Annotated in this window: 20 protein-coding genes and 1 riboswitch; of the genes, 5 read left to right on the top strand and 15 right to left on the bottom strand. The window is 50.2% G+C overall.

Translation table 11 applies throughout. The features are described 5' to 3' along the window. Positions 1-20 precede the first annotated feature (20 nt). Together thiD and thiM are read right to left on the bottom strand one after the other, a co-directional pair. Complete coding sequence (gene thiD, locus NMD08_RS09425; protein ID WP_252837757.1) at positions 21-821, bottom strand: bifunctional hydroxymethylpyrimidine kinase/phosphomethylpyrimidine kinase; 801 nt, start codon at positions 819-821, stop codon at positions 21-23. Beyond that, complete coding sequence (thiM, locus tag NMD08_RS09420) at positions 818-1606, bottom strand: hydroxyethylthiazole kinase (protein WP_151219799.1); 789 nt, start codon at positions 1604-1606, stop codon at positions 818-820. The genes thiD and thiM overlap by 4 nt, the downstream gene beginning before the upstream one ends. A gap of 31 nt (positions 1607-1637) precedes the next feature. Continuing rightward, positions 1638-1734, bottom strand: a riboswitch (TPP riboswitch). A 204-nt stretch (positions 1735-1938) separates the two neighbouring features. Here thiM and NMD08_RS09415 point away from each other — a divergent pair. Next, positions 1939-2271 carry an RcnB family protein gene (locus NMD08_RS09415; protein ID WP_187253394.1) on the top strand — a complete coding sequence of 111 codons (333 nt, stop codon included), beginning with the start codon at positions 1939-1941 and terminating at the stop codon, positions 2269-2271. A gap of 55 nt (positions 2272-2326) precedes the next feature. Here NMD08_RS09415 and NMD08_RS09410 read toward each other — a convergent pair whose 3' ends face one another. From NMD08_RS09410 to apbC, 6 genes are all read right to left on the bottom strand, one after another. Further along, the gene (locus NMD08_RS09410; protein ID WP_151219801.1) at positions 2327-3310 is read right to left on the bottom strand and encodes a fimbrial protein; all 984 of its coding nucleotides are present in this window, start codon (positions 3308-3310) and stop codon (positions 2327-2329) included. Between the two features lie 11 nt (positions 3311-3321). After that, a complete protein-coding gene (locus NMD08_RS09405) occupies positions 3322-5811 on the bottom strand; it encodes a fimbrial biogenesis outer membrane usher protein (protein ID WP_151219802.1) in 2490 nt (829 codons plus the stop codon). Positions 5812-5825: 14 nt separating this feature from the next. Continuing rightward, a complete protein-coding gene (locus tag NMD08_RS09400) occupies positions 5826-6506 on the bottom strand; it encodes a fimbrial assembly chaperone (RefSeq protein WP_370620022.1) in 681 nt (226 codons plus the stop codon). 63 nt (positions 6507-6569) lie between these two features. Next, the gene (yehD, locus tag NMD08_RS09395; RefSeq protein ID WP_151219803.1) at positions 6570-7100 is read right to left on the bottom strand and encodes a fimbrial protein YehD; all 531 of its coding nucleotides are present in this window, start codon (positions 7098-7100) and stop codon (positions 6570-6572) included. A gap of 282 nt (positions 7101-7382) precedes the next feature. Then, positions 7383-7658 (bottom strand): DUF2574 family protein, encoded by a 276-nt coding sequence (locus NMD08_RS09390; RefSeq protein ID WP_151224717.1) that lies wholly within the window; start codon positions 7656-7658, stop codon positions 7383-7385. A 275-nt stretch (positions 7659-7933) separates the two neighbouring features. Next, positions 7934-9043 carry an iron-sulfur cluster carrier protein ApbC gene (apbC, locus tag NMD08_RS09385; protein WP_048211189.1) on the bottom strand — a complete coding sequence of 370 codons (1110 nt, stop codon included), beginning with the start codon at positions 9041-9043 and terminating at the stop codon, positions 7934-7936. Positions 9044-9206: 163 nt separating this feature from the next. Here apbC and metG point away from each other — a divergent pair, with 163 nt between their 5' ends. Beyond that, positions 9207-11240, top strand: a complete 2034-nt coding sequence (metG, locus tag NMD08_RS09380) for a methionine--tRNA ligase (RefSeq protein WP_151224718.1) — start codon at positions 9207-9209, stop codon at positions 11238-11240. Positions 11241-11401: 161 nt separating this feature from the next. Continuing rightward, on the top strand, positions 11402-11860 hold the full coding sequence (locus NMD08_RS09375) for a YehR family lipoprotein (protein WP_187253397.1): 459 nt from the start codon (positions 11402-11404) through the stop codon (positions 11858-11860). A gap of 42 nt (positions 11861-11902) precedes the next feature. Here the strand turns inward: NMD08_RS09375 and NMD08_RS09370 are convergent, their stop codons facing one another. From NMD08_RS09370 to NMD08_RS09360, 3 genes are read right to left on the bottom strand one after another with little or no spacing between them, the layout of a single operon-like run. Continuing rightward, entirely contained in the window at positions 11903-12373 is a 471-nt protein-coding gene (locus tag NMD08_RS09370; protein WP_003027346.1) for a DUF1456 family protein, read from the bottom strand. A gap of 46 nt (positions 12374-12419) precedes the next feature. Beyond that, a complete protein-coding gene (gene btsR, locus NMD08_RS09365; protein ID WP_103770480.1) occupies positions 12420-13139 on the bottom strand; it encodes a two-component system response regulator BtsR in 720 nt (239 codons plus the stop codon). Next, on the bottom strand, positions 13136-14821 hold the full coding sequence (locus tag NMD08_RS09360; RefSeq protein WP_151219809.1) for a sensor histidine kinase: 1686 nt from the start codon (positions 14819-14821) through the stop codon (positions 13136-13138). Before NMD08_RS09360 ends, btsR begins: the two co-directional genes overlap by 4 nt. Positions 14822-15046: 225 nt before the next feature. Here NMD08_RS09360 and mlrA point away from each other — a divergent pair, with 225 nt between their 5' ends. Together mlrA and NMD08_RS09350 are read left to right on the top strand one after the other, a co-directional pair. Then, the gene (gene mlrA, locus NMD08_RS09355; protein WP_151219810.1) at positions 15047-15778 is read left to right on the top strand and encodes an HTH-type transcriptional regulator MlrA; all 732 of its coding nucleotides are present in this window, start codon (positions 15047-15049) and stop codon (positions 15776-15778) included. 74 nt (positions 15779-15852) lie between these two features. Next, positions 15853-15960: a protein YohO gene (locus tag NMD08_RS09350; RefSeq protein ID WP_151219811.1), complete on the top strand. Its 108-nt coding sequence runs from the start codon at positions 15853-15855 to the stop codon at positions 15958-15960. Here NMD08_RS09350 and NMD08_RS09345 read toward each other — a convergent pair. From NMD08_RS09345 to NMD08_RS09330, 4 genes are read right to left on the bottom strand one after another with little or no spacing between them, the layout of a single operon-like run. Further along, complete coding sequence (locus NMD08_RS09345; RefSeq protein ID WP_370620020.1) at positions 15941-16672, bottom strand: ABC transporter permease; 732 nt, start codon at positions 16670-16672, stop codon at positions 15941-15943. The genes NMD08_RS09350 and NMD08_RS09345 overlap by 20 nt on opposite strands. Then, a complete protein-coding gene (locus NMD08_RS09340) occupies positions 16656-17603 on the bottom strand; it encodes an ABC transporter ATP-binding protein (RefSeq protein WP_187253399.1) in 948 nt (315 codons plus the stop codon). Before NMD08_RS09340 ends, NMD08_RS09345 begins: the two co-directional genes overlap by 17 nt. Then, entirely contained in the window at positions 17596-18762 is a 1167-nt protein-coding gene (locus tag NMD08_RS09335; protein ID WP_370620018.1) for an ABC transporter permease, read from the bottom strand. The genes NMD08_RS09340 and NMD08_RS09335 overlap by 8 nt, the downstream gene beginning before the upstream one ends. 15 nt (positions 18763-18777) lie before the next feature. Continuing rightward, positions 18778-19695, bottom strand: a complete 918-nt coding sequence (locus NMD08_RS09330; protein WP_252837763.1) for an ABC transporter substrate-binding protein — start codon at positions 19693-19695, stop codon at positions 18778-18780. Between the last annotated feature and the right edge of the window lie 176 nt (positions 19696-19871).

Raw genomic sequence — 19871 nt, 5'->3', positions numbered from 1 at the left:
TTCTGCAGCCAGTATACCGATTACCACCACGCGTGGAAATGATGTACCGGACCTATTCCCTCGCCAACTTCCAGGGTGTCGGCTTGCGCCAGCGCAGCTGAAAGCCACAGCTTTGCCTCCTGTACTGTTTCTGCCCAGTTATCATGACGTGGGCGCAGCGCCGCCAGCGCCGCCGAGAGCGTACAGCCGGTGCCATGGGTATTTTTGGTCATCGCCCTTGGCGCGGTAAAACGCTGTTCACCCTCACGGGTAAAGAGCCAGTCCGGGCTTTGCACATCATCGAGATGTCCCCCTTTCATTAACACCGCCTCACAGCCCAGCGCCCGTAGCGCCCTTCCCTGCTCTAACATCTCCTGCTCAGTTTGCGCATGCGATGCCCCGAGAAGTGCCGCGGCTTCGGGTAAATTTGGTGTGATAATCGAGACCTGTGGCAGCAAACGGGTACGCAGCGTTTCTACCGCAGAAGGAGATAACAGCGGATCGCCGCTTTTCGCCAGCATCACCGTATCCAGCACCACATTTCGTACTCGATGACGACGCAAACGTTCGGCAACCGCTTCAACAATATCCGTCTCCGCCAGCATACCAATTTTGGTTGTGTCGATACGTACATCACTAAACACCGAGTCCAGTTGTGCAGCAACAAAGTCAGGTTCAATGCGATACACCGACTGCACCCCGCGCGTATTTTGTGCCACCAACGCGGTAATAACCGAGCAGCCGTATGCGCCAAGCGCCGAGAAGGTTTTTAAATCGGCCTGAATACCTGCGCCACCGCTTGGATCGGTTCCTGCGATCGTTAATGCGTTAATCCGTTTCATGCTTGCTCCTGGGCGGTCAGGTTATAGAGGGCGTCGATAAATGCCGGAACAAAACTTCCCGGTCCGGTTGATTGTTCTGTAGCTATTTGTCCGGCCTGTTTCATCCAGCTGCAGGCTGAAGCGACGTTATCAAGTCTGTCACCACGCAAAGCACAACTGGCCGCAACAACCGCCGACAGCGCACATCCGGTACCCACCACTCGGGTCATCAACGGGTCACCGCCGTTCACGCAGACGGTACGCTGACCATCGGTAACGTAGTCAACTTCGCCGGTAACCACGACAACGGTCCCAACCTGACGCGCCAGCGCCTGCGCAGCCGGGAGGGCTACCGCTGGTGTATCAGTCGTGTCTACACCGCGCCCTCCACCGTTCATCCCCGCCAGCGCAAGGATTTCCGAGGCATTACCGCGAATAGCGGCGGGCTGTAGCGCCAGTAAATCCAGACAGAAGCGACGACGATACGCCAGTGCGCCTACGGCAACGGGATCGAGCGTCCAGGGAGTATTAGCCCGCAGCGCCTGTTCGACCGCCGCGCGCATGGCAATGGCGCGGCTCTCGGTCAGCGTACCCACGTTAATTAGCAGCGCACTGGCGATAGGCGCAAACTGGCTGGCTTCTTCAGGTTCGATCACCATCGCTGGTGATGCGCCAAGTGCGAGTAACGTATTGGCCGTAAAGCTTTGCACAACCTCGTTGGTCATACAGTGTGTGAGTGGGGAAAGCGTTCTAAATTGATGTAAGGTGTGGGCCGCAAGCGCGCGGCAGTGCAGGTCAGGCTGCATGGTTCAGCTCCTGCCCGCGCGAAGAAGGGACACGAGCAGTGTCAGACTTCCCTACGCTGGCATTATCCAGATCAGGTGGTACGGGTATTTCTCAGCCTTCACCAGGAAGGGCACCCCGAGTCGTTGAAACCGAAACATGTTACACCGGTTTCAGCGACAGGATACTGTCTGCACGCCATGTTGTAAATTGCGGGCCAACATTGCCGCATATCTGCACTTCATTTACACTTTTTACGAAATAACTGGAGTACTCACAAAATAGTGCTTGTCAGATATCCTGTAAGCCAGAAATGATACACGACTGATTTTGACGACCCGAATAAGTAGAGAGGATGGGTATGAAAAATAAAATGTTGCTGAGCGCACTTCTGCTTGCGAGCAGTGTCGTCTGGGCCGCACCGGCCACAAAAGCTGCCCCCACCGGAATTGATAAGTATGAGCTGAGCAGCTTTATTGCTGACTTCACCCATTTCAAACCCGGTGACAAGGTTCCACCACTGTATCTCACCGACGAATACACCATAAAGCAGTGGAATCTGCGCAACCTGCCCGCACCGACGGCAGGCACCCACTGGACCTACATGGGCGGCGCGTATGTGCTGGTCAATGATGCCGATGCTAAGATCATTAAAGCCTACGACGGCGAGATTTTTTATCATCGTTAATAGAATAAAAACACGTACTTTCAGCAAGAAAGTACGTGAAATAACCACCAATCAATCAGTCGTAAGATACCGCAAAGATCACTTTACTTTGTACCTCACCAGGCTGTAGTGATTCTCCTGTTACGCGAACATATTTCGCGGTGATGGGGAACGTGTAGCCACTTTTGATTTCAGTCAGTTTAGGTATTTTGTTCATCAGCGTATCCCCCAATTTCAACGGCGAGGTCGCACTGCCGTTGTAAATCTGGAAACCTACGCCCTTTGCACCACCCGTTAAAGTATTTATCAATATTGTCCCACTATCATTCCAGTCGCCACGCGCAACTTTAAAACTGACTGGATTGGTAGTGACGCCGTTGATACCTTCGCAACTCAGTGTGAGATCTGTAGAACCTGATTTAGTATTGTTTGCACTTAATATTTCTTTTAGCGTCGTATCCGGCATTTTTATCTCATATGTAGTTTTTGAGAAACGACAGGTTGTTGGTTTGTGCGTTACAGTGAAGTTCATATTCTGGGTAAAGGTTGAAGTATTCGACAACCGCTTTGTAGCCCAACAAAAAAGATAAGCTAACCAGTTTGCTGTGCAGTCATTTTCAGCAGTAATACTGACCGCTGAATCGCTCAAACTAAACGCATCGCCAGATACCGTCTGTTTTGCGGTACCTGAACTCAAATAACTTGCTGTAATGGTGAAATTCTTGGTATTTAGTGTTTCACCGGCACTTACAGTTGTTCGACCAATACTGACAGGAAAATCGTTACTCGTTAAATTAATACTAATTAATACCTTCTTACCGCTGCTCCCCTGGATAGCAACAATATAATCCTTGAGGGGTGTTGCATAATATAAACTATCGGTATTAGCAGTACATGTTATATTGCCACTGGCATTGAGATTTACTTTTGCTGTCGCCTTACCGGATGTCATATCCAGATTGATTGTCGATGTTCCCCCGTTTAATGACTGAAACGTACATCCCGCCTGTACCCCAAAGGATGACAATAGCAAAAATAGTAAATACAGATACTCTTTCATATTTCGCATCCTTATCGGCAAATATAGACTTCATTCTCATCAATCGCCTTATCGAAGGTAATCGTGCAGAATTGTCCCAGCTGTTTATTAACCGCGACGCGTACCGACGCAGGAATGTCGTTGGTGCGAATAAATAACCGACTGCCCTGGCCGACCAGACCAATGTTATTACCCGCACTATCTTCAACCTCATAGCCAAACGATAACGGAGAGCCGTCCGGACGCTGGGCAAGAAAATACCAGGGTTTACGCCTGTCAGTTTCATACTCCGCCAGTACAACCGCACCGCGATAAGGTACCGCACCTTTGCGGTTGCCAAGTAAGGCAACATCGCTGTGGCTGTCAGAAAGATCCAGCATCAGCATATTTTCGCGATACGGGGTCAGGCCGTCATAAACCGCGTAACCTTTGCTGTTCGTCGTTAAGTAACGCTGTCCCTGCACCGCCGCCCCCTGTAACCCCGGCGCTTTAACAATGGCGAAAGTATCGGAAAGCCGGGACGTCAGCGCCACACCGTCAGACCACACCACAACACCGCCCTGAATATTACCGCTGGCCTGTTGATACTTATTCGACTGGCTGTAGCTGCCGCCCACAGTCGCCATTGCCGCGCGCCAGACCATGCTACCGCCCGCCGTTGTCTCGTTCTCTTGTCGTTGGTGACTGAGGTTGGCGCCATAGCTGAATTGATCGCGATTACCCGCCACCCCGCTTAAGCTGGCGTTATTCGACTGATAACCATCATCATCAAACGTTGTTGAGTTAGAAACGAACAGATCGCGCCGAGGAGCGGAAATACCGTCCCCCCACGAAAACGGGATGGAAATGTACAGGTTAAAACGCTTATCCTCGTGATTATCCTGATCGTACGTTTGGCTAACGGCAAAGGTATAGCTAACTCGCTGCCACGTGTTCGAATAACTCAACTGATAATCTTTTCCCGTTCCACTACGTTGCCAGTAGTCACGCCACAAACCGCTGACGGCCAGAAATCCCCAATCAGCAGCCAGTGCCTGGTTGATGTTCAGAGAAAAACTGTTCTTACGGCCAAAGTCGTTCTGATAGTAGTCCGCAAGGTCATAAACATCATTTTCATCGCGGTGATAGTGATTTTTATTATTCGCCCACACGTAGTCATTAAAGCTACGATAATCCCGCGATGAATAACGATAAGCTGCCAGCGCAAACTGCGTGCTGGTCTGGGCGACATACTTGTTCCACGCAACCTGATAGCTCTGACCATCAAAAACATCACCATTATCCTGTTCGCTATGTGATCGCGTGGCATCTACCAATACCGAGCCAATAGGTGTATTCCAGCCGGTCCCGAGCACAAATGAAGAATAATTCTGCGACAGCATTGTACCGCCATAGACCGTTAGCAAATTGTTCATACCATACTGATAACTGCCCTGTAGGAAATCATACTGATTGCCAGCCCCCTCAATATGGCTACGCCCGGCAGCAAAATCATATTTTGATACGCCTGACTGCAGCATATTCGGCACAGATGAATAAGGCACCAGGTAATGGGATACTGAGCCGTCGGCCTCTTTCACGCTCACATCTAAATCCGCGCCGCCGCCAGCAAGTTGCAGATCATCAATAGCAAATGGGCCTGGTGGAACTTCTTTCTGATAAATAACAAAGCCGTTTTGTTCGATGGTTACCAACGCGTTGCTCTGGGCAATCCCATGTACTACTGGGGTAAAATTCTGTTTTGAGTTCGGTAACATTTGCATATCACGCCAGATACGCACACCGCGAAAACGTACCGCGTCAAAGATATCCGAACCGGTGTACATATCTCCGGTACGTAGCGTGCCAAGTATTTGCGGGATACCGCGCTCCATATATAACGTGTTACTTTTCCAATTACCGCTGTTCTCGTTGCCTTTTATATAGTTGGCATTTGAGTGCAACTGCCATCCAAGCAGGTTCAACCCGCTATTCAGGTTCACATAGCTACTTTTATCATCGCCGCCGTGTTTATAATTACTGTAATACTGGCTGGCGTAATAAGATGTATAAAAAGCGTTAACCCCGCGTTCCCAGGTTTCAGGCGACATATATCCTGACTCATGTTCAAGCACATACGCATGCGGCACGCTTAGATTCAGAATAAATTGCCCTATGTCATAACCGACACTGCCGCCCTGAACTGCCGCGCGCAGCGGTACACACTCTACAGTTTTATCTGCTTTAATCCCCTCAGTACGAATACCAATTTTCTGCAACTGCGCCCAGGGTAAGCATGCCGCATCCGGATCGGATTTAATATTAATATTATAATGACCCCGCCAATGATTATTTACATAAACATCCATTTCATACATTCCGGGCATTGGCTTATCGCCATCAATTTGATAGCGGGATATTTTTTCACCATTTAAACCACCGATCATAAAGTGGGTATCAAAGGTTTCTTCTTCAGCCCATGCAGATGATGAGGCCGTCAGCACCGACAGGATGGCCAGTGTAATCGAATTGATCTTTAACATAGCCAGTCCTTAAGCTATTTTTCAGTTTCTATTCTTTCACTCAAATAATTACCGTAATCGTCAATAAGTGTAACCTTGTAGTCACTAACAACAGCGGTAGTACTTAACATTTTCTCTGACCACGGTGCTAACAGTAACGTCTCTTTATTAATTTTTGAACTACCTATCAATTCAGGAATAGTAATCCAGTTAGCAGAATTATTTTTAATTCTTATCCCACCACTAGCATGACTGACATTCAGATGGGTAAAACTTTTTTTATCGACACCAGAAACACCCGGTGGGCGATAAATAAATTTGATGCGGTTCTGCATAGCAAATTTAATTATATTTTTACCTTCTGATTCCGCTGAATTAGGAGGTATATCGAGCACATTAAGAAAAAAAAGGCTTTCACGATCTTTCGGTAACGTATTTGCTAACTGCTTAATTTTCAGCTGCTGGCCGGAACCACCGCTAACCTTTGCTACTGGCGGAGTCATCACAAACGGTACCTGAATTTTCTCTGGCGGCAGGCTGGTATCACCATCGTCAATCCACGACTGAACCAGAGCACCACGACTGCCTTCGTTCATGATTTGCACGGTAATTTCTTTTTTCTGCGCCGGATAAATGACACGAGTGCCGTAAATATAAATACCTCCCCACGCCGGCATTACCGAGCCAGCAAAAAATAATATTAATAACTTTTTCATTATAATTATCCTTACTACAGCAAAAACCGGCGACCACAGCCGCCGACAAACAGGATTGTAATCTTAATCAGTAACTACAGTCATCGTCAGCGAAGAGGCCACATCACCAGCGGTGACGTCAGTTGAACCCACTTTCGCGTAGCGCGCGCTAAAGTCCAGAACATATTTATTGTCTGCGGTTTTCGTTAAATTAATACTTGAATCAGGATTAACCTGTTTATCACCATAATAGACCGCAAAACCAGCACCATTATTTGATGCGGTATTTCGTGTAATGTGTTTATTATTACTGTCAAATTGCGAGCTGGAGAAAGTTATTTTCGGCGCTGCAGTACCAGTACATTCAACGGTTAAGGGAACGGTGGTTTTATTTGAGTATCCATCATAAACACCACCAGCGCTTAAGGTATTTAATCTGTCAGCACCAATTTGGTTCATACCAATGGTCGCCGTACTATCGCCCGTAAATTTACAGGTAGTTCCCACCACCTTACCAGTAATAATCAGTTCACCCTGATCGGTATCAGCAGCAAAAGCCCCTGCGCTCATAAATACAGCAGAAAGAACAGTAGCAGAAATGATTGAAGCTTTCATAATATCTTCCTTAATGAATTAATTTCTATTATTAAGAGGTGGTATTTCTTGAAATTAAATTCTCACAGGAAAAAAGTTACCGCAATGTAAACGCGTTGTTTTATTGACTTAACTCAAATTAATCATTGCAATATAATCACAACAAATAAGTGACAGTTTAAGTTATTATTAGAATTAATAACTTAATGGCATTAACTAGCTGGGGCGAGATTCTTCAAACAAATATAAAACTAGGCATCATTCTTCAAAACTATATCTAGCCATGAATAAAAAGAAACTTTTTTAATCATAGCTATTTAGCACGATCTGGCGCGAACTATCACCATGAACAATAACAATATCAGTCACCACGCCTCGCGCAGGCGAAGACGTCACATTGTTGATAGTTGAAAGATGAAGAGTTTCTCCACATCGTTGATGTATTTCATTATTTACAACATCAGTACTACAAGTCGGTTCGACTACCCTGCCGTCGATGGTTAAAGAGGCAGTATCGGAAGCAAAAACACTCATTCCATAAGTCAGAATTATAATTCCCATCAGCCAATGTTTTTTCATTTGATCATAACTCCTGTGGTTAACATCAAATAACATGCAGATGGCCTGTTAAGTGACAGTATGGGCGAAATACACCGCTCAATCCAATCGGAATTGTAGATTGATGGGATCAGATTGATCAATTTAAATGATGTATTAAAGAGGATTATTCAGAAAAAGACATGAATTATACAGGCTGGATAAATATCAGGGTTCAACTTTTCACTAAATCCATTCACCGCATCAATATATTATTGATACGGCGAATGGATTAAAAACCACGGCTACAGCTAAAATTACACTGCGCGGAAGGCGATCTCACCAGGGATAACTTCTCCCTGCCAGTAGAGCTGGGCAGCGACACGCCCTGCCAGGCTGCGGTAAATGGCAGTAAATTCGCTGTCAGGACGGCTGATGACCGTCGGCATACCACGATCGAGGTCCTCACGCAGGGAAATATGCAGCGGCATCTGTCCCAGCAGTTGAGTGTGATACTGCTCTGCCAGCTTCTGCGCCCCACCGGTGCCAAAGATTGGCTCGTGATGACCGCAGTTGCTGCAAATATGCATACTCATATTCTCAACAATACCCAGCACCGGTACTTCGACTTTTTCGAACATCACAATGCCTTTTTTGGCATCGATTAGTGCAATGTCCTGCGGAGTGGTCACCACAACAGCTCCCGTTACCGGAATGTTCTGCGCCAGCGTCAACTGGATGTCACCCGTACCCGGCGGCATATCCAGTACCAGGTAATCAAGATCCGGCCATAAGGTTTCCTGCAGCATCTGCAGCAGCGCTTTGCTGGCCATCGGGCCGCGCCACACCATGGCGTTATCGTCAGTGACCAGATAACCAATGGAGTTCGTCGCCAGACCGTGAGACATGATCGGCGCCATGTGCGTACCGTCAGGTGAGGTTGGACGCTGGTTTTCCGCGCCGAGCATTGTCGGAATAGACGGGCCATAAATATCGGCGTCCAGAATACCTACCTTCGCTCCTTCAGCAGCCAGCGCCAGCGCCAGGTTCACGGCGGTAGAGGATTTACCTACACCACCTTTACCCGAGCTGACTGCGATGATGTTTTTTACACCATTTATGCCCGGCTGGTTTTTCACGCGTTTTAACGTCGCGATGTTATGCGACAGTTTCCAGTCGATCGCTTTCGCACCGGTAATGCGCAGCAGGTCGGCACTACATTGCTCTTTTAAGTCCTCAAACGCGCTATGCCAGACGAACGGCATGACCAGCTCAACGTGCAACGTGTCATCCATCCAGGCGACGTGATGCAACGCTTTAAGCGTCGTCAGATTATGCTTCAGGGTTGAATGCTGAAAATTCGCCAGCGTCCCGGCAACCATGGCGCGCAGGGTCTCTGGTGATTTGGCCTGGGATTGTGCGTTCATCCCGACTCCTTTTTGTTGTTCTGAATATACAATAGTCACCGCTAGTTTACTCCAACGGCAACAATTATTCATTTACGGATAAATGCCCTTATCGCTTGGCGCAGTAATTACCATTTTGGTACTATCAAAGCCCTTTTCACTACAAAAGAAGTAATTGCCTACTATGACTCAAGTCGCGAAGAAAATTCTGGTAACGTGCGCGCTGCCGTACGCCAACGGCTCTATCCACCTCGGCCATATGCTGGAGCACATCCAGGCTGATGTCTGGGTCCGTTACCAGCGAATGCGCGGCCACCAGGTTAACTTCATCTGCGCAGACGACGCACACGGTACGCCAATCATGCTGAAAGCGCAGCAGCTTGGGGTCACGCCAGAGCAGATGATCGGTGAAATGAGTCAGGAGCATCAGACTGATTTTGCGGGTTTTGACATCAGCTATGACAACTACCACTCTACGCACAGCGAAGAGAACCGTGAGTTGTCTGAGCTGATTTACACACGTCTGAAGGAGAACGGTTTTATTAAGAACCGTACTATCTCCCAGCTTTACGATCCAGAAAAAGGCATGTTCCTGCCGGATCGTTTCGTTAAAGGCACCTGCCCGAAATGTAAATCTCCGGATCAGTACGGCGATAACTGTGAAGTGTGCGGCGCAACCTACAGCCCTACCGAGCTTATCGAGCCGAAATCTGTGGTTTCTGGCGCGACGCCGGAAATGCGTGACTCCGAACACTTCTTCTTTGACCTGCCGTCATTCAGCGAAATGTTGCAGGCGTGGACGCGCAGCGGTGCGTTGCAGGAGCAAGTGGCGAACAAAATGCAGGAATGGTTCGAATCCGGCCTGCAGCAGTGGGATATTTCCCGCGATTCCCCGTACTTCGGTTTTGAAATCCCGAACGCGCCCGGCAAGTACTTCTACGTCTGGCTGGATGCGCCAATCGGCTATATGGGCTCGTTCAAAAACCTGTGCGACAAGCGCGGTGACACGACCAGCTTTGATGAGTACTGGAAGAAGGATTCCGACGCCGAGCTGTATCACTTCATCGGTAAGGATATCGTCTACTTCCACAGCCTGTTCTGGCCTGCCATGCTGGAAGGCAGTAACTTCCGTAAGCCGACTAACCTGTTCGTTCACGGGTATGTGACGGTAAACGGCGCGAAGATGTCTAAATCTCGCGGCACTTTCATTAAGGCCAGCACCTGGCTGAAGCACTTTGACGCCGACAGCCTGCGCTACTACTACACGGCGAAGCTTTCGTCACGTATTGATGATATCGACCTGAACCTGGAAGATTTTGTCCAGCGCGTCAACGCTGATATCGTCAACAAAGTGGTCAACCTGGCGTCCCGTAACGCGGGCTTTATCAGTAAGCGCTTTGACGGCGTGCTGGCGGCTGAACTGGCCGATCCTGCGCTGTATAAAACCTTTACAGACGCTGCAGTGGTGATTGGTGAAGCGTGGGAAAACCGTGAATTCGGTAAAGCAATCCGCGAAATCATGGCGCTGGCCGACGTAGCTAACCGCTACGTTGACGAACAGGCTCCGTGGGTCGTGGCTAAACAGGAAGGCCGTGACGCCGACCTGCAGGCAATTTGCTCCATGGGCATTAACCTGTTCCGCGTCCTGATGACCTGGCTGAAGCCGGTACTGCCGACGCTTGCTGAACGTGTCGAAGCATTCCTCAACAGCGAACTGACCTGGGATGGCATCGAACAACCGCTGCTCGGTCATAAAGTCAACACCTTTAAGGCGCTCTACAACCGCATCGACATGAAACAAGTTGAAGCGCTGGTTGAGGCGTCGAAAGAAGAAGTGAAAGCCGCTGCCGCACCGGTAACCGGCCCACTGGCGGATGATCCAATTCAGGAAACCATCACTTTTGACGATTTCGCCAAAGTTGATCTGCGCGTGGCGCTGATTGAAAACGCAGAGTTCGTGGAAGGTTCCGATAAACTGCTGCGCCTGACGCTGGATCTCGGCGGCGAGAAGCGCAACGTTTTCTCTGGTATTCGTTCTGCTTATCCGGATCCGCAGACCCTGATTGGGCGTCAGACCATTATGGTTGCCAACCTGGCTCCTCGTAAGATGCGCTTCGGCATTTCTGAAGGGATGGTGATGGCAGCAGGTCCTGGTGGGAAAGATATCTTCCTGTTAAGCCCGGATGAAGGTGCAAAACCAGGCCAACAGGTGAAGTAAGTTAGAAACAACAAGCGCTGCAACCGCAGCGCTTTTTTATTGCATCAATTCTTCCCCTAATCTGAAATTCTCCCCTGCTCCATTTCCGGACTGCTCAGCCACTGCTATTCGCCTTATTCTATCTCTCACTGGTATTCAATATTCATAAAATGGAGTTTTACATGAAAGCGTTGCAAAAATTTGTTTCTCTCGCTGTTGCGTCGATTGTTGTTTTTTTCCTGGCGGGATGTGGTGATAAAGAAGAAACGAAAACATTCAATGCCAATCTTAACGGTTCTGATATCACCGTTTCTTACACGTATAAAGGTGATAAGGTCCTGAAGCAAATCTCTGAAAGTAAAATCAGCTATGCGTCAGTCGGTGCCAGCAATAAAGAAGAAGCAGCAATAGTATTCAACGCGTTAAGCACCAAATATCAAAACATTACTGGTATAGAAGAAAAACTTACCTATTCAGATACCTACGCGCAAGAAAATGTCACTATCGATATGGAAAAAGTTGATATAAAAGCGTTGCAGGCCATTTCAGGGATTAAACTATCTGAAAACGCCGATAAAAACATCAGCATGAAGCAAATGCAAACGGTAATGGAATCGGCGGGTTTTAAAGAAGTGAAGTAAAGCATCGGCGACCCGATTTTGATCGTGGTCGCCAGCGCTGCTTTACGCTTTCTTTTTATGCTCTCGCGACGTTAAACCACGCAGGAAATAACGCAGGAACTGATCGCCGCATTCGCGATAATTCTTATGGTCCGGTGCGCGCATCATAGCGGTAATTTCCGGCATCGACACACGGAATTTCTGCTCGGTCATAATCGCCAGAATATCATCGGTTTTCAGCGAAAAGGCGATACGCAGCTTTTTCAGCACCGTATTGTTATTAACACGACGCTCAAGCGCCAGTTCCGGCGCAGAATCATCTTTGCCGCGCAGATGATAAATCAGACCGTTTAAAAAACCGGAAAGAATGATATCCGGGCAGCGAACAAACCCGTCTTCATCTTCTTTTGTCGTCCAGGTATCGAAATTTGCGGAGATGGATTCCATGTCAGCAAGCGCAAGAATACGCACCATGTCGTTATTGTTCGCTTTCAGGGTGTAGCGCAGGCTACGAAGAATATCGTTACTTAGCATAGAGCCTTCAACTGTCGGTGATGCAATGGCGCGCAGTGTATCAGTTTTACAGTCCAATCGCCTCTTTTAGACTTTTAAGATAACGACGACTTACCGGAACCGTCAGACCGTTACGTAAAATCAACTCGGCCTGGCCATTGTCTTCCAGGCGTATCTCCTGTAATTGCGCCATATTCACCAGGTATTGTCGATGACAGCGCAACAGCGGCGTGCGACTCTCCAGCGTTCTGAGTGTAAGCTCGGTAAAGCCTTCTTTGCCGTCGCTGCTGGTCACATACACGCCACTCATACGGCTGCTGATAAACGCCACGTCATCCATTTGCAGTAAATAAATTCGGCTGTGGCCGCTGCACGGAATAAATTTCAGCGCCTGTTGATTCTCTGGCAGTAGCGAAACATCCTGTTTCGTGCGTTCCTGACGCAAACGGCTCAGCGTTTTTTCCAGCCGCGCCTCTTCAATCGGCTTGAGAAGATAATCAAACGCGTGTTCTTCAAATGCTTTCACCGCATATTCATCAAAAGCGGTCAGGAAAACAATGTACGGGCGATGCTCGGGATCAAGCATGCCAACCATTTCCAGACCGCTGATACGCGGCATCTGAATATCAAGGAACAGGACATCCGGACGCAGTTTATGTACCGCGCCGATGGCTTCCACCGCATTCGAACATTCGCCGACAATCTCGATGTCGCTTTGCTCTTGCAACAGGATCCGCAGATTCTCCCGCGCTAACGGTTCGTCATCGACAATCAGCACTTTGATCATGCCAGTTCCTCCAGAGGAAGTCGTAAAGTGATTCGGGTAAAGCGGTCAGGTTCACACGCTACGCTGATGCCAAAATCATCGCCAAACCGCTCGCGCAGTCGTTTATCAACCAGACTCATACCCAATCCGCTGGCCTCAGACGTTGGCTGATACAACCCGGCATTATCTTCAATATCCAGCATCAGATACTGTCCTTCGCGACGGGCGGTAATCGACACTTCCCCGGTATCCAGCAGCTGAGAGGTACCGTGCTTGATAGCATTCTCCACAATAGGTTGTAGGGTAAAGGCGGGTAATTGCTGATACGAAAGCGCATCCGGCACCGTCAAAGTTACCTGCAGGCGCGACTGAAACCGTGCCTTTTCAATTTGCAAATAAGCGTTAACGTGTTCAATTTCATCGGCCAGCGTCACAATCTCCGATGGGCGTTTTAAGTTTTTGCGAAAGAACGTCGACAGATACTGCACCAGTTGGCTGGCCTGCTCGCTATCACGTCGGATCACGGCTTTGATCGTGTTGAGCGCATTAAACAGAAAATGGGGATTCACCTGCGCATGCAGTAGTTTGATTTCCGACTGCGTGAGCATCGCTTTTTGCCGCTCATACTGCCCGGCCAGTATCTGCGCCGAAAGCAGTTGGGCGATCCCTTCCCCCAACGTGCGGTTGATCGAGCTAAAGAGACGGTTTTTGGCCTCATACAATTTGATGGTCCCCATCACCCTCTGGTTCTCTCCCCGCAAAGGGATCACTAGCGTCGAGCCTAATTTGCATTGCGGATGCAAAGAGCAGCGATAAGGGACTTCATTGCCGTCGGCATAAACCACCTCTCCGGTTTCAATCGCCCTCTGAGTGTACGAGGAAGAGATAGGTTTACCCGGCAGATGATGGTCGTCACCGATACCGGTAAACGCCAGCAGCTTCTCGCGGTCGGTAATCGCCACGGCACCGATGTCCAGCTCTTCATACAGCACCTGAGCGACTTTCATGCTGTTAACCTCGTTGAAGCCCTGGCGCAAAATCCCTTCCGTTGAGGCGGCAACTTTGAGCGCGGTGGCGGAAAAAGCCGAAGTATATTTTTCAAACATCGCTCGTTTATCGAGCAAAATACGCATAAACAAGGCCGCGCCCACGGTATTCGTCACCATCATCGGCGCGGCGATATTGCTGACCAGTCGATAGGCATCATCAAACGGCCGGGCGATTAATAAGATGATCAACATCTGCACCAGTTCGGCGACAAAAGTTATGGCACCCGCCGTCAACGGGCTGAAGACTTTATCGGTACGGCCACGGCGGGTAAGCACGCTATGCACCAGCCCGCCAAGCAAACCTTCCACAATGGTCGAAATCATGCAGCTAAGTGCCGTCATTCCGCCCATCGAATAACGATGCAAACCGCCGGTCAGGCCAACTAAACCGCCGACCACCGGGCCGCCAAGCAACCCGCCCATTACAGCGCCAATAGCGCGAGTGTTCGCAATGGAGTCATCAATGTGCAGCCCGAAATAGGTGCCCAAAATGCAGAAAATGGAAAAGGTAACGTAGCAAAGCAGTTTGTGCGGCAACCGGATAGTCACCTGCATCAGCGGAATAAACAAACGCGTTTTGCTCATGAGCCACGCGATAACGAGAAACACGCACATCTGCTGAAGCAGCAGCAACACCAGATTAAACTCGTACATACCCGCCAACCACACATCACTTAAAAGCGCGTAACATACATGGGCTGCGCGTAACTTTCTTTGAAGTGATGCAAAAAAAAAGGAATTTGTGAGAACGATCACTCGAAAGCGCGAGCATGACTACAAACCCATCCATTTATTGATCAAAAAACAGCCAAAACTACCTGGTTCGCAAAAGAGCGTCTAAAGTAAAACTGGGACCTCGCAAGCATAAGTGAGACAACGATGGCGCTTTACACAATAGGTGAAGTGGCTTTGCTTTGTGATATCAACCCTGTCACTTTACGCGCGTGGCAGAGGCGTTACGGATTACTGAAACCGCAGCGGACAGATGGCGGGCATCGCCTGTTCAACGACGCGGATATCGACCGGATCCGTGAGATAAAACGCTGGATCAACAATGGCGTTCAGGTCAGTAAGGTAAAAACGTTGCTCAGCAATGAAAATATTGATGTGCATAACGGCTGGCGCGAACAACAAGAGACGCTGTTGAGCTATTTGCAAAGTAGTAATCTGCACAGCCTCAGAATGTGGATCAAAGAGCGTGGTCAGGATTATCCCGCACAAACGCTCAACACCCATTTATTCATTCCGTTACGCCGACGTCTGCAATGTCAGCAGCCGATCCTCCAGGCGTTACTGGGGATCCTCGACGGCGTCCTCATTAATTACATCGCGATTTGTCTGGCTTCGGCACGCAAGAAACAGGGCAAAGATGCCTTGGTTGTCGGCTGGAATATTCATGATACCACCCGCTTATGGTTGGAGGGGTGGGTCGCCAGCCAGCAGGGATGGCGCGTTGACGTCCTCGCCCACTCACTGAACCAATTGCGACCAGAGCTGTTTGCAGGCCGCACCTTACTTATCTGGTGCGGCGAAAGCCAAACGCCCGCTCAGGAGCAACAGTTAAGCGAATGGCGCGCGTTAGGTCACGATATTTATCCACTCGGTATTTAGAGCCTACTGGGATAAGCTCTTAATATTTTATTAACAAAAGTGTACAATCCTTAGATTCACATAAGGAGTGCATAATGAACGCAGCTAAAATCGGTGTCATCACCCTCTTCCTGCTGATGGCCATCGGCGGTATCGGCGGTGTCATGCTGGCAGGTTACACATTCATTTTACGTGCAGGGTAAGGCAGCTCGCTAATCGTTCAAATCCGCGGTCGACAATTACCGCCGCCAGCGCGACCAGCAGCGCTCCCTGAATCACATAGGCGATATTGAACCCGCTAAGCCCGATGATAATCGGCGTGCCCAGCGTATTTGCCCCGACGGTTGAAGCTATCGTTGCGGTGCCAATATTAATAATGACCGACGTGCGAATGCCCGCCAGAATAACCGGTGCCGCCAGCGGCAACTCCACTTTACGCAGCCGCTGCCCCTGACTCATGCCCATTCCACTGGCGATATCCATCACGCTGGAAGAAATGCCGCCAAGTCCCGCCAGAGTTGCCTGTAAGATCGGTAATACCCCATACAGGATCAGCGCAATAATTGCAGGCTCAGGACCAAACCCCATCACCGGTACGGCAATAGCCAGCACAGCGACCGGAGGAAATGTCTGCCCCACGGCGGCAATGGTTTCCACTATCGGCCTGAATTCTGTGCCCCAGGATCGGGTTACCGCAATACCCGCCCCAACGCCAATCAATACGGCGATAAGGCTTGAGATCCCCACCAGAGAAAAATGGGCCAGCGCCAACGCCATAAAACTTTCCTGCTGATACACGGGGCGCGGCAACGCAGGGAACAGCGAACTAAACAGGGCCTGACTGTGAGGCAACCCCACCAACAGGATCAGGAACACGACAATAAGCCATAGCAGCGGATCAGCAAGACGTTTCACGGGTCGGCGTCTCCGAAAGCAAATCGCGAAAATGAAGCGTACCGCAGGACAATCCCTGCGTGGTCACGACCGGCAATACGTCGCAGCCCCGCGCCACAAACACCGACAACGCATCACGAAGCGTCATTTCATCCACCAGCGGCTCGCCGTCCGAGTGTTCGCCGCGACGGATAAAATCACCTACCGTACGCAACGACAACAGCCGTACGCCCAGTTCACTGCGGCCAAAAAAAGTTTGCACGAAATCATTCGCTGGCGCGGTCAGCATCGACAGCGGTGTACCTTGCTGGACAACCTTTCCAGCATCCATCAGGACCAGATGCTCAGCCAGCCTTAGCGCCTCGTCGATATCATGCGTCACTAACACAATAGTACGCCCCAGCAAACGGTGAATACGCGTCATCTCCTGCTGTAGCGCACCACGGGTGACAGGATCCAGCGCGCCAAAAGGCTCATCCATCAGTAGTACCTGCGGATCTGCCGCCAACGCGCGCGCAACCCCGACCCGTTGCTGCTGTCCGCCGGAAAGCTGATGCGGATAACGGTGACGCAAATTCGCCTCAAGGCCCAGCAGGGCCATCAGTTCATCTGTGCGGTCATCAATACGTGAGCGCGACCACTTTTGCAGCTGCGGTACGGTGGCGATGTTCTGCGCGACGGTCCAATGGGGAAACAAACCAATAGACTGAATCGCGTACCCCATGCGCCGCCTTAGCTCCAGCACCGGCAGGCTACGAATTTCTTCTCCGGCAAAACGGATCTGCCCACTGTCGTGCTCAACCAGTCGGTTAATCATCTTCAGCGTGGTGGACTTCCCCGAACCTGACGTACCGATTAACACCGAAAAGCTGCCCTCCCCTAACTGCAGGTTAAGGTCATCGACGGCTTTTTGCTGACCATAGATTTTACTGACGTGACGAAATTCAATCATTATTCGATACCTTTAGCAGCGCGAGCCCTAAATCAAACAGCGCATCAATCAACACTGCCAAGACAACAACCGGGATCACACCCAACAGCACTAAATCAACGGCGCTACTGAGCAATCCCTGAAAGACCAGGGTGCCAAATCCCCCTGCGCCAATCAGCGCGGCTATCACGGCCATCCCCACCGTCTGGACCATCACCACGCGCAAACTGCGTAAGAAGACCGGCAGCGCCAGGGGAAATTGCACTGAGATAAACCGCTGACGAGTGCTCATCCCCATCGCCCGGGCGCTTTCCAGCACATCGCGCGGAACCTGATTCAGGCCAGCAACGACGCCACGAACCAGCGGTAACAGCGCATACAACACCAACGCAATAAGCGCAGGCGTCAGACCGGTTCCGGCAACACCGAGCGAGCCCAACACGGGAAAGTGCTTCACCAGCCCGGCCAGCGGCGCAATTAACAGGCCAAACAGCGCGACGGAGGGAATGGTCTGGATGATGTTCAGTAGTGCGAAAACTGGCCCCTGGCGGGCGACGGAAAAAGCACACCAGACGCCCATCGGCACGCCAATAAGCAACGCGGGCACCACGGTTGCGAACAGAATCGTCAAATGTTGCGCCAGCGCATCGTTAAAGACGTCCTGACGGTTGGCATACTCTTTAAGCAGAGAAAGATCGTTAAGCGTGCCGGAGAACAAAAGCACCAGCGGCACAATGAATATTTGCGCATGCAGCACCCAACGCCACAGCGCCTTAGCGGTGATGCGACGAATAGCGTCACTGGCGGCCAGCAGCATCAGCCCCACGCCTAACCAGAACCCGCTGCCCAGGCTGGTTCTGGCCAGCGGACTACCCGTCTTCGCCAGATACGTTGCCTTTGTACCTGCGGTTACCAGCGCGGCAATCACCAACAGTTGGCAAACGATAAGCGCCAATATATTGCCGGACCTTCCCGGTACAACGCTCAGTACACACAGCAGCAAACAGGCCACCGCCAATCCCCATGTCGTGTAGGAGCTGATATCCCAGAGTTGACGACCTTCGCCGGACACCAGGCGATTGGGAGCATAGCTAATAAAAGGAAGCGCTGCCGCCGCGAAAGTAAGAAACACCAGCAGCAACAGCACCCGATTGACTGAAAAATTCGACAAAACACCCACCCGCTGCAGACGCCGTTACTTAACCCATCCTTTTTGCTTCAGGTAATCTGCTGCGACTTTTTTCGCATCCAGTCCCTCCACGGCAATGCTGGCATTCAGCTGTTGCAACGTTTTTTCATCCAGGCTGGCAAATACCGGTTGCAGCCATTCTCCCATTTGCGGGTAGTCCTTCAGCACCGATTCACGCACGACGGGCGCTGGCGCATAAATGGGCTGGACGCCTTTTGGATCGCTCAATGTTTGCAAACCCAACGCCGCAACCGGACCATCGGTGCCATAGGCCATCGCCGCATTGACCCCTGAGGTCTGCTGCGCCGCTGCTTTAATCGTCACCGCGGTATCCCCTCCCGCCAGCGACAGCAGCTGATTCTGATTCAGTTTGAAATCATAGGCTTTTTCAAACGCAGGCAGCGCGTCAGCCCGCTCGATGAATTCCGCAGAGGCGGCAAGTTTGAACGTCCCTCCCTCTTTCAGGTAGCGGCCTAAATCAGCCAGGGACTCAAGTTTGTTCTTTTGCGCGACATCCTGACGTACCGCAATGGTCCAGGTGTTGTTGGCGGGTGCAGGCGTTAGCCAGACCAGTTTATTTTTCTCAGCGTCCAGCTTTTTCACTTTTTCATAACCAGCGCTGGCATTTTTCCACGCCGGATCATTTTCATCTTTAAAAAAGAATGCCCCATTGCCGGTGTATTCCGGATAAATATCCAGCTCACCAGAGGTAATTGCCCCACGCACCACCGGAGTAGTCCCCAGCTGCACTTTATTGACGGTTTTCACGCCATGGCTTTCGAGCACCTGCAAAATAATATTGCCGAGCAGCGCGCCTTCGGTATCTATTTTTGAACCGACCGTGACGGGTGACGCGGCCTGTAAGGGCATGCTCACCACCGCTAACAACGCCAGCGAACCCACCCAAACTTTTGAGATTATCATGCAGCTCTCCTCATTCTTTTACGGCTCCTTTCAGAGACTTGAGGAAAAAGCATAGTCGAAAAATCAGGCATTAACCTGGCAATTGGGTAATAACGCTGAGAGATATTCTCGATAAGGCGATGATAAAATAAAAAAAATCCGGCAAACCCAAAGTGAATTTGCCGGATGATCTGATT

Origin of the sequence: Citrobacter meridianamericanus, assembly GCF_041320245.1 — a bacterium.
GTDB lineage: Bacteria > Pseudomonadota > Gammaproteobacteria > Enterobacterales > Enterobacteriaceae > Citrobacter > Citrobacter meridianamericanus.
Note: the sequence above shows the minus strand (reverse complement) of the source record. Positions and strands in the feature narration are given on the sequence as shown.

What these genes read in the sequence shown, in the direction of transcription:
- thiD (WP_252837757.1), bottom strand. Translation starts at nt 821, where the DNA reads ATGAAACGGATTAACGCATTAACGATCGCAGGAACCGATCCAAGCGGT.
- thiM (WP_151219799.1), bottom strand. Translation starts at nt 1,606, where the DNA reads ATGCAGCCTGACCTGCACTGCCGCGCGCTTGCGGCCCACACCTTACAT.
- NMD08_RS09415 (WP_187253394.1), top strand. Translation starts at nt 1,939, where the DNA reads ATGGGTATGAAAAATAAAATGTTGCTGAGCGCACTTCTGCTTGCGAGC.
- NMD08_RS09410 (WP_151219801.1), bottom strand. Translation starts at nt 3,310, where the DNA reads ATGAAAGAGTATCTGTATTTACTATTTTTGCTATTGTCATCCTTTGGG.
- NMD08_RS09405 (WP_151219802.1), bottom strand. Translation starts at nt 5,811, where the DNA reads ATGTTAAAGATCAATTCGATTACACTGGCCATCCTGTCGGTGCTGACG.
- NMD08_RS09400 (WP_370620022.1), bottom strand. Translation starts at nt 6,506, where the DNA reads ATGAAAAAGTTATTAATATTATTTTTTGCTGGCTCGGTAATGCCGGCG.
- yehD (WP_151219803.1), bottom strand. Translation starts at nt 7,100, where the DNA reads ATGAAAGCTTCAATCATTTCTGCTACTGTTCTTTCTGCTGTATTTATG.
- NMD08_RS09390 (WP_151224717.1), bottom strand. Translation starts at nt 7,658, where the DNA reads ATGAAAAAACATTGGCTGATGGGAATTATAATTCTGACTTATGGAATG.
- apbC (WP_048211189.1), bottom strand. Translation starts at nt 9,043, where the DNA reads ATGAACGCACAATCCCAGGCCAAATCACCAGAGACCCTGCGCGCCATG.
- metG (WP_151224718.1), top strand. Translation starts at nt 9,207, where the DNA reads ATGACTCAAGTCGCGAAGAAAATTCTGGTAACGTGCGCGCTGCCGTAC.
- NMD08_RS09375 (WP_187253397.1), top strand. Translation starts at nt 11,402, where the DNA reads ATGAAAGCGTTGCAAAAATTTGTTTCTCTCGCTGTTGCGTCGATTGTT.
- NMD08_RS09370 (WP_003027346.1), bottom strand. Translation starts at nt 12,373, where the DNA reads ATGCTAAGTAACGATATTCTTCGTAGCCTGCGCTACACCCTGAAAGCG.
- btsR (WP_103770480.1), bottom strand. Translation starts at nt 13,139, where the DNA reads ATGATCAAAGTGCTGATTGTCGATGACGAACCGTTAGCGCGGGAGAAT.
- NMD08_RS09360 (WP_151219809.1), bottom strand. Translation starts at nt 14,821, where the DNA reads ATGTACGAGTTTAATCTGGTGTTGCTGCTGCTTCAGCAGATGTGCGTG.
- mlrA (WP_151219810.1), top strand. Translation starts at nt 15,047, where the DNA reads ATGGCGCTTTACACAATAGGTGAAGTGGCTTTGCTTTGTGATATCAAC.
- NMD08_RS09350 (WP_151219811.1), top strand. Translation starts at nt 15,853, where the DNA reads ATGAACGCAGCTAAAATCGGTGTCATCACCCTCTTCCTGCTGATGGCC.
- NMD08_RS09340 (WP_187253399.1), bottom strand. Translation starts at nt 17,603, where the DNA reads ATGATTGAATTTCGTCACGTCAGTAAAATCTATGGTCAGCAAAAAGCC.
- NMD08_RS09330 (WP_252837763.1), bottom strand. Translation starts at nt 19,695, where the DNA reads ATGATAATCTCAAAAGTTTGGGTGGGTTCGCTGGCGTTGTTAGCGGTG.